Raw genomic sequence first — 8,996 nt, 5'->3', positions numbered from 1 at the left:
TGAACGCACCCCACCTCGTCGCCCTCGTGCGAGCCGGAGCCCGCTTCGAACGCGGTCACCTCGTTGAACGACCCGAGCCCGCTGCTGCATGAACAACCCGCCGATCCACAGGATTTGACAATTGCTCCGCGAACTTCAAGAGCCTGGCGTTCAAGTTCAAGGACTGCGGTTACATGCAGGAGATACCGGACGGCCTGAACAGCGGCGGGTCCTGGTACAACAACCAGTCCAACGGCACTTCGGCGTACATGTTCAACAAGAAAAGAGAGCTGATCTACACGACGCCCGGCGCGCCCTCCAGTGACGCGCACGGCAACTGGGGTCCGGTCTGGTACGTCCAGGCCTGTTAGCGGCCACTCCCGCGATGCCTGACACGCCGTCGCGGTGTGTCAGGCATCGTCGTACCGCTTGAAATCGGCGGTGTCGACGGTCCACGGGCCGAACGGCACCCGATCGCCGAAGACATAGGGCAACACCGAGGCGTAGCGGGGGCCGTTGGAGCCCGGGACCGGGTCGGCGTAGGTATAGACGAGGCCCTTGCGGGGGTCGACGAGCAGATACAGCGGGATGCCCATGGCCGGATAGTCGGCGGCCTTCTCGACGTAGTCGTTGTCCGGGTTGGACTCGGAGACGACCTCGACCACGGCGAGAAGGTCGTCCGGGTCGACAGTGGCCCCCGGCTCGTCCAGTACGGGCAGCGGCACGACCACGGCGTCCGGTCGACGCATCCGCCCGACCGCCGGGTGTTCCACCTCTGCGCCGGACTGGGCGACGATCTCCTGGCCGGGATGCGTGCCCACGAGCTGGGCGTTGAGCTGACGCACGACGCGGGTGGTGATCGCCTCGTGCCGCTTGACCAGGCTCATCATGACGACGACCCCGGCTGCCCCGATCTCGACCGCCCACGCACCCGGCACGCGTTCCACGATCGGCCGGAGCTCCTCCGCGATCGTCCTCGCCCGCGCGTAGGCCCGAGGATCTACGGCATCGGCTGTCACGTCATCTCCTGATCGTCCAGGGCCGATCTGTACACGGCGATGGCATCTCAGGTGCGCCGGGACCAGAAGGCGACGAACCCGATGTAGGAGACGGCGGCGGTGGCCACGAACCAGAAGTACGGATCGCCGCTTCGCCCGGATGCCAGGTCACCGATGAAGGCGTAGAGATTCCCCACGGTGAGCACCACGCCCGTGCCGGCCCAGGCTCGCCCCGAGATCCGGGCGAAGCGCTCGTCGGGTGCCTTCTCCGTGAGGCCCTGATAGGTCTCGTTCCGGCGTCCCAGCAGCACCAAGGCGAGACTGCAGGCCGCCAGGATCCCGAACGTCACCAGGCCGAGAGTGAGGCGGCCGCCGAAAGCCGCGGCCACGAGGCAGGCGCCTCCGAGGGCGAGGAAGAAGCCGGGGACGGACCACCTGGCCGTGTTACTCGTCATCTGCTGAGCCCCCATCGGCATGAAACATCTCCTCAACGCTGACCTCGAAGAACTTGGCCATGGCCATGGCGAGCGGCAGGGAAGGTGTGTACCGCTCGGTCTCGATGGCGTTGACCGTCTGCCGTGAGACCCCGAGAGCCGCGCCCAACTGACCCTGGGAGAGCCCTCGCGACGACCGCAGTTTCCTGACGCTGTTTCGCACATGTAAAGCTTACTTGTCACCCTTCGGCAGCTGTCAAGCTTGCTTTACAGAAGGGGCGGGGCGGGGCTCGCGCGGCGCCTCGGGCGCCGTGACTTCGCGTACGACGCCGACGGGATCGTGCGAGCCGCGTTCCGGCCCGAGGGTTCGGCTTCGGGGCTTGGTCGCACCGAGAAGGTCGGGGAAGGCCGTCGTGTGGGCGATCCGAGTCCATCGCAACGCATTTTTATAAGTCACTTGTTCGAGTTTCGCCTCGCGATCGCCCTTGTGCGGCAGATGATCCCCCTGTTCTTCACGAGAAGAGGGAGGGGGAGTCATGTTCAGATCCGTGCGGCGCAGTCTTGTCATTACATTGGCATGCGCATTACTTGCAACCGTGGGGGTCACCGACACGGCCTGGGCCGGAGCGGCAGTCGACAGACCCGGACCGCAGGCGGTACCCACTGCCGCACCACGCACAGCCAAGGATCTGCCCAAGCCGCCCAAGGCGATGACCTTGGCACAACGCAAGGCGCAGGTGCACGGTTCGCAAGGGAACTACTCGCCGATGCGCGAGTACCTCAAGCCGAGGCCCCAGCGGTTACCCGCGGAACCGGCACCGAAGCCGGACGAGCCGCTGAAGGTCGGACCGGCGGCCAAGCCCGTCAAGGGTCCGGCCGCACGTGCCGCCGCGGCAGGGGTGCCCAATCCGGACTGGGTCTCCGCCTACGCGACCGCCTACCCGGGCATGCTGTCGATCGGCGGGCAGGCGAAGTTCTCCTCGGTCTCGGCGTCGTCCGTCTCCGGGCTGTGGCTGTACGTCATGGACGAGAACAAGTACCCGGTGCATCAGCAGGAGATCAAGCGCTCGACCGACGACCCGACGGGGAAGTATCTGGAGAACGGGGCCTGGTGCTACGGCTGGTGGCCGTCGAATCAGTACCCCGCGGACCAGTGCTTCTGGTGGAGTTCCTCGCTGAACGGCGGGCATCTCCAGGACGGCAAGAAGTACTACGCCTGGATCTTCCTGGAGGGGACGGACGGTTCCGGGAGCCCCGGTGGGACGACGTCGCCGTTCGTCCAGGCCTTCTACACCCCGGACATTCCCGGGGCGCAGGCCGGGCTCTGCCACTGCTACGGGCAGACGCGTCGCGCGGACCCGGTGAACACCGCCACTGGAGCGTTCTACGACCGGAGTACGGACGCCTCCCTCGTGGGCGTCGGCACGCCCTTTTCGCTGGAGCGCACCTATCGGTCCGACTCGGCTGAAACCGGGGTGCTGGGCCGGGGCTGGTCGACTCCTTTCGACTCCAGACTGACGATCGCCGCGGGAAACAGCGCCACGCTTCAGGACGCGGACGGCGCCCGGGTGGTCTTCAAAGAGCAAGGGGGCGGCAACTACGCGACTCCGGCAGGCTCGTCACTGACGCTCACAAGGGCGGGCGATACGTACACCGTCACGAGTCCTGACGGGAACCGGCGCACGTTCAGCTCCTCGGGCCAATTGACCTCCATCACCAGCGGTGGTGGCCAAGGTCTCGCGCTCACCTACTCCTCCGGCCGCCTCGCGTCGGTCAAGGACGCGGCGGGGCGCTCGGTCGCGTTCGCCCTGGACGGTTCGGGGCTGCTGACCAAGGCAGCGCTGCCCGATGGCACATCGGTCTCCTACGCCTACACCGATGGCCTGCTGACCTCCGTGAAGGACCAGGTCGGCAAGACCACCACATACACCTACGACTCCGGCAAGCGGCTCTCCACCGCCACCGGGCGCGGTGGCGGCAGGCTCTCCAACACGTACGACGCTTCGGGGCGCGTCACCTCCCAGACGGACGGCTCGGGAAAGACGACGACGTTCACCTGGGACAACAAACGCGAGTCCCACATGACAGACCCCAACGGCGGGGTCTGGACCGACGTGTACTCCGGCAATGTGCTGCTGGAGAGCACCAATCCATACGGCGACAAGGTCTCCTACAGCTACGACCGGAACCTTCACCCCGTCTCGATCACGGACGCATCCGGCAACACGACGGAGATGAACTACGACGCGGCCGGCCGTCTGATCACTCGCAGATCCCCCTCCTCCGTGGGGCTCGCGGAGACCTGGACCTACGACGCCCAGGGGAACATCGCCGGCCACACCGACGGCCGGGGCAAGGCGTCGACGTACGCCTATGACAAGGCCAACCGGATCACGTCCAGCAAGGATCCGGCCGGTGGCACGGTCATGTACGCGTACACGGAGCAGGGTGCCCTCGCGAGCGTCACCACGCCACGGGGCAAGACGACCACCTATACCCATGACGCGGCGGGCAACCGCACCGCGGTGACGACTCCGCTCGGCGAGAAGACGACCTTCCGTTACGACAGCGTCGGCCGAGTCACCGCGATGACCGACCCTCGCGGCAATGCCACGGGCGCCGACCCCGCCGCCTTCACCACGACCTACACGTACGACGGGCGTGGCCTGCTCGGCGCGGTGAAGAATCCCCTGGGACGTGTCACCGCCTACGCCTACGACGGCGCCGGTCGCCTCACCTCCGTGAAGGACCCAGCAGGGCGCGTCACCGCGTACGCGTACGACAGCTCCGGCCGACTCACGGAGACCACCAACCCGGCAGGAAAGAAACAGACACGCACCTACGACGCCAACGGCAACCTCACCTCGACCACCGATGCCCTCGGCAACCGGACGACTTACACCTACGACAAGGCGAACCGGCTGATCAGCACGGTCTCGCCGCGCGGCAACGTCTCCGGGGCCAATGCCGCCGCCTACACCACGAGCTACGGCTACGACGCCAACGGCAACCGTACGAAGGCGACGGACCCCACGGGGCCGTGACCACCTCCGCCTACGATGCGCTGGGTCGGCAGACGTCGGTCACCGACGCACTCGGGCAGACCAGCAGCACGGCCTACGACGCCAATGACAACGTCGTGTCGGCCACCGACGCTCTCGGCAACGTCACACGCCACAGCTACACGGACACGGGGCTGGAGGCGACCTCGACCGACGCGCTCGGCAAAGTGACGTCGTTCGACTACGACGCCGATGGCCACCGGACGAGGACGACGAGTCCGGAAGGGCGCACGACCACCTGGACCTACGACGACGACGGCCGCACGGCCACCCAGGTCGACCCCCGCGGCAACGCCGACGGCGCGGATGCCGCGCAGTTCACGACTTCCTACACGTACGACCTCGCGGGCAACCAGACCAAGGTGACCGACCCGCTGGGCAAGTCGACCAGCACCGCCTACGACGCGACGAACCGTGCCACGTCGGCCACGGACGAGCTGGGGCGTACGACCAAGACCGACTACGACGAGCTGGGGCGCGTCGCAGCCGTCACCGCTCCGGACGGTGCTGTCACCCGCTACGCGTACAACACGGCCGGTGACCTCGCCACCCGCAAGGACCCCAACGGGCACACGACCACCTACGGCTACGACGACACCGGGCGGCAGACGTCGGTCACCGACCCGTTCGGCCGCCAGAAGACCTACGGCTACGACGAGGACGGCAACCGGACCGCCGTCACCAACGCCCGTGGCGTCACGGCCAGGACGGACTTCGACGCCCGGGGCCTGCCCCGCATCACCACCTATACCGACAGCACACCGACCGTGACCGTGGCCTACGACGCGATCGGCCAGCGGCGATCTGTCACCGACGGCACGGGCACCCGAACCCTGGACTACGACAGCGCCGGGCACCTGACGGCCGTCACCCCCAGCACGGGCAAGGGAGTCTTCTCCTACGCCTACGACGACACCGGTCGCGTCACCGAGCGGACCAGCGGCACCGGAGGCCCCGGCCCGACGGGCGCGCTGGTGGGTGTCAACGGTCTGTGCGTGGATGTGGACAACGGGCAGGCGAAGGACGGCACGACCGTCCAGTCGTGGAGCTGCGCCGGGGTTCCGGCGCAGCAGTGGAGCTACGACGGTGCTCATCTGAAGGCTCTGGGCAAATGTGCCGCCGCGACCGGCCCGGGCAGGGGCGCTCAGGTGAAGCTCGCCACGTGCTCGGACGATGCTCTCCAGCGCTGGACGTTCCGCGACAACGGCGAGCTGGTCAATGCCGCGGGCGGCAAGTGCATGGAGATCTCGAACGGCTCCAGCGCCAACGGCACGCTGATCACGACCTGGGACTGCCTCGCCGTCGCCTGGCACCACTGGACTCTCCCGCGCCCGACGGGCGCGGTGGTGGGTGTCAACGGTCTGTGCGTGGACGTCGACAACGGGCAGACGAAGGACGGCACGACAGTCCAGTCGTGGACCTGCGTCGGTGTTCCGGCGCAGCAGTGGTCCTATGACGGTGCTCATCTGAAGGCTCTGGGCAAGTGTGCTGCCGCGACCAATTCCAACAGGGGCGCGCAGGTCAAGCTCGCTACGTGCTCCAACGACGCTCTTCAGCGTTGGACGCTCCGCGACGACGGTGCGCTCGTCAATGCCGCGGGCGGCAAGTGCATGGAGATCCCGAGCGGCACCAGCACGCTGGGCACGCCGATCGGCACCTGGGACTGCCTCGACGTCGCCTGGCATCACTGGACCCTGCCGAAGTCCGGGATACCGACCAACACCATCCGGTACGGCTACGACGGCGACGGCCTGCGGACCTCGGAGACCACGGTCGCGGGTACCGTCGGCTACAGCTACGACCCCGACGGTCACCTGACGACGAGCACGCTCCCCGCGGCCAACGGCTACGTGGAGAAGCGCACGTACGACAACGCGGGCCGTCTCACTGTCGTCAGCAACGTCAAGGGCGACTCCACACTCTCCAGTTGGGCGCAGACCTTCGACGACGCGGGACAGCCGGTCCGGGTCGACGTCACCCGTGCGGGTAAACCCGCCAGCTACCAGTACTACGGCTACGACCCCGCCGGTCGGCTGCTCACCGAGTGCTCGTCCGCCACGAAGACGGACAAGTGCCCAGATCTCTCCACGGCCACGACCTACAGCTACGACCAGGTCGGCAACCGGCAGACACAGAGCCTGGCAGGCGTCAGCACCACCTACAAGTACGACGACGCCGATCAGCTCACCCAGTCGGTCACCGGCTCCGCGAGCCGCGACTTCACGTACGACGCCGACGGGAACCAGAGCGGTGCGGGTGGTGACACCTTCGCCTACGACGCCAACAACCGTCTGGTCAAGGCGGTGTCGGGTGGTACCGGCTACTCCTACGGCTACGACGCCGACGGCAACCGCACGACGGCTTCCAAGGACGGCAGTGGACTGCAGCGGACCACGGCCTGGGACATCAACGGTGCCCTGCCCCTGGCAGCAGCGGACTACGACGGGAACGGTGCTCTACAGGCCGAATACCGGTACAACCCGCGAGGCCAGATCCAGGCCGAGGCCACAGGCGGCAGCACCTACTACCACCACCGGGATCTGCTCGGCTCCGTCAGCGACCTGACGGATTCCGGCGGCATCCCGCAAACCAGCTACACCTACACCGCGTTCGGCGAGAGCAGCCAGACCAACGTCAACGGAAAGGCCCCGGCCAACCCCTTCGCCTACGCGGGCGCGTACCGGGAGCCGACGACCAGTGCCGCGGGCTACTACCTCAGAGCCCGTAACTACGACCCGGCCACTGGGCGCCTGACCGGCACCGACCCGGCCCCCGCGGCGGTCGGCCAGCCCTACGCCTCGGCCTACCCGTACGCGGCCAACGCGCCGACCCGGTACACCGACCCCACCGGCTGGACCCCGGACGACCCCAACGACGACCGCATCACGTCGTTCAGCCAGGGAGCCAAGGTCTTCGGCAATGGCTTCGTGGAGGGGTTCAAGCTCCCGTTCGAGTTCGTGGGAGACCTCTTCAACGCCTTCACCGGGAAGAACGGCGGTGCGGGCGGCTTCGTCGACAAGTACCTGCCTGTCCGTCCCGCCTACCGGCTCTACCGGGCTGCGGAAATGTTCCGTGACCAGGGCTGTGAGGCGCTCTACGACACCTACAGCCGGGCTGCGGACGACCTCGCGATGCAGATCGCGGCGACTGGGCTCGGCGGGCTGCGGGGCTGGCAGAAGGACGCGGTCACCCCGCCGGTAGGCGGACGTTACTACGGAGGGAGGAGTGAGACCCGGTTCGGGCTTCCGTACTACACACCGGAGCATCTGCCGTCGATGGAGCGCATCAACCCTGAAGGTGGAAAGACCAATTGCGGGCTGTGCGCGAAGGCTGGCGATGACCTCATGGCAGGCAAGAACCCCAACCCTGTACCTGGCGCTGAGCGCCTGATGTCTCTCAGCGAGGTCGCGGCGTTGACCGGGCGCCCCTTCGTACGAAAGGGGGGACTGGACCCCATAGTGAGAGATGTGCTGAGCTGGGGGCCTGGTGCCCGAGGGATCGTTGGCGGGTTCCCAGTTCGGAGCGGAGACGTTGGCCACTACTTCAATGTGGTGAACTCTGACGGCAAGGTGGTCTTTCTCGACTTCCAGCAAGGGCGGGCAAATCCCACCGATCCGCGATTCCGAATCTACTACCTCATGAGGACGAACTGACATGCTCGATCGCAAGGAAGCCCAGGAACTCGCCGAGAGATACCTCGCTGAGCGGAGCAAGGCGTGGTTCCACGATGTCCGGCTCATCCTGGAGGAATGCTTCGTTGACGGCGACCGGTTCATCGGGCCCTACAACTCCGTCGGATTCCTCGATCACGGGGACGAGATGGCCCGGCTGGCCGGGAACTATCCGGTTCTTGTCGATCTCCGCACGGGGGAATGCGACCTCATCACCGAGGCTGACCTCAACGATCTCAGGGAACGCGGCCTGTTCTGAGGGATAAGCCCCCGGATGAGTCATGTGGTGCCCGGCCCCCACGGAAGCCGGGCACTGCTCTTTAATACGAGATCGTCCCGTCACTGCTTCAGCAGCTCCACGATCGGCGCCACACCGTCCTGTCCGTACCCCTCCGCCACGCGCCGCGTCGGCAGTCGGGCCATTGGAGCGAGTGGTTCCGAATCTACTACCTCATGAGGACGAACTGACATGCTCGATCGCAAGGGAGCCCAAGAGCAAGCGGAGAGGTTCTTGGCCGAACGGGCACAGAACTGGCCGTCAAGCAATGTGCGGCTCATCCTGGAGTACTGCTTCATTGAAGGGGACCGGTATATCGCGCCCTATGACAACGTCGAATTCCTCGACGGCGGCAACGAGGGTGCCCAGCTCGGTGGGAATCTACCGGTCTGTGTAGACCTCGGCACGGGGGAGTGCGGCTTCATCACCTGGGACGAAGCCTTTGACTTCATGGACCGTGGGCTGCTCTGAGAGGGGGGCGGTTTAAGCCAAGGGTGTGGTGTCCGGCTTCCGCGGAAGCCGGACACCACACCCTTTCCGAGGGCGCGCCCCGTCACCCCTTCCTCAGCCTGTCT

8 protein-coding genes are annotated in these 8,996 nt (G+C 66.7%); 5 read left to right on the top strand and 3 right to left on the bottom strand.

All coding sequences use genetic code 11. From position 1 onward, the window contains the following. Positions 1–173 precede the first annotated feature (173 nt). Positions 174–350: a hypothetical protein gene (locus tag K6I34_RS24650; RefSeq protein WP_229328531.1), complete on the top strand. Its 177-nt coding sequence runs from the start codon at positions 174–176 to the stop codon at positions 348–350. A 39-nt stretch (positions 351–389) separates the two neighbouring features. Here the strand turns inward: K6I34_RS24650 and K6I34_RS24645 are convergent, their stop codons facing one another. The 3 genes from K6I34_RS24645 to K6I34_RS24635 are packed head-to-tail and all read right to left on the bottom strand — an operon-like array spanning position 390 to position 1,634. Then, a complete protein-coding gene (locus tag K6I34_RS24645; RefSeq protein WP_229328530.1) occupies positions 390–998 on the bottom strand; it encodes a Uma2 family endonuclease in 609 nt (202 codons plus the stop codon). Between the two features lie 47 nt (positions 999–1,045). Then, the gene (locus tag K6I34_RS24640) at positions 1,046–1,432 is read right to left on the bottom strand and encodes a hypothetical protein (RefSeq protein WP_229328529.1); all 387 of its coding nucleotides are present in this window, start codon (positions 1,430–1,432) and stop codon (positions 1,046–1,048) included. Further along, positions 1,422–1,634, bottom strand: a complete 213-nt coding sequence (locus K6I34_RS24635; RefSeq protein WP_229328528.1) for a helix-turn-helix transcriptional regulator — start codon at positions 1,632–1,634, stop codon at positions 1,422–1,424. The genes K6I34_RS24640 and K6I34_RS24635 overlap by 11 nt, the downstream gene beginning before the upstream one ends. A gap of 493 nt (positions 1,635–2,127) precedes the next feature. Between K6I34_RS24635 and K6I34_RS24630 the strand changes: the two genes are divergently transcribed. From K6I34_RS24630 to K6I34_RS24615, 4 genes are all read left to right on the top strand, one after another. Further along, on the top strand, positions 2,128–4,455 hold the full coding sequence (locus K6I34_RS24630; protein ID WP_229328527.1) for a DUF6531 domain-containing protein: 2,328 nt from the start codon (positions 2,128–2,130) through the stop codon (positions 4,453–4,455). Then, positions 4,452–8,126: a ricin-type beta-trefoil lectin domain protein gene (locus K6I34_RS24625; protein WP_229328526.1), complete on the top strand. Its 3,675-nt coding sequence runs from the start codon at positions 4,452–4,454 to the stop codon at positions 8,124–8,126. Before K6I34_RS24630 ends, K6I34_RS24625 begins: the two co-directional genes overlap by 4 nt. Before the next feature lies 1 nt (position 8,127). Further along, complete coding sequence (locus tag K6I34_RS24620) at positions 8,128–8,403, top strand: hypothetical protein (RefSeq protein WP_229328525.1); 276 nt, start codon at positions 8,128–8,130, stop codon at positions 8,401–8,403. Between the two features lie 210 nt (positions 8,404–8,613). Then, positions 8,614–8,892 carry a hypothetical protein gene (locus tag K6I34_RS24615; protein ID WP_229328524.1) on the top strand — a complete coding sequence of 93 codons (279 nt, stop codon included), beginning with the start codon at positions 8,614–8,616 and terminating at the stop codon, positions 8,890–8,892. The last annotated feature ends 104 nt before the right edge of the window (positions 8,893–8,996 follow it).

Source organism: Streptomyces sp. UNOC14_S4 (genome assembly GCF_020740835.1).
Taxonomy (GTDB): Bacteria; Actinomycetota; Actinomycetes; order Streptomycetales; family Streptomycetaceae; genus Streptomyces.
This window is presented reverse-complemented; position numbering and strand designations above follow the sequence as displayed.

Coding starts and splice junctions, on each gene's coding strand:
- K6I34_RS24650 (WP_229328531.1), top strand. CDS start 174: ATGCAGGAGATACCGGACGGCCTGAACAGCGGCGGGTCCTGGTACAAC.
- K6I34_RS24640 (WP_229328529.1), bottom strand. CDS start 1,432: ATGACGAGTAACACGGCCAGGTGGTCCGTCCCCGGCTTCTTCCTCGCC.
- K6I34_RS24620 (WP_229328525.1), top strand. CDS start 8,128: ATGCTCGATCGCAAGGAAGCCCAGGAACTCGCCGAGAGATACCTCGCT.
- K6I34_RS24615 (WP_229328524.1), top strand. CDS start 8,614: ATGCTCGATCGCAAGGGAGCCCAAGAGCAAGCGGAGAGGTTCTTGGCC.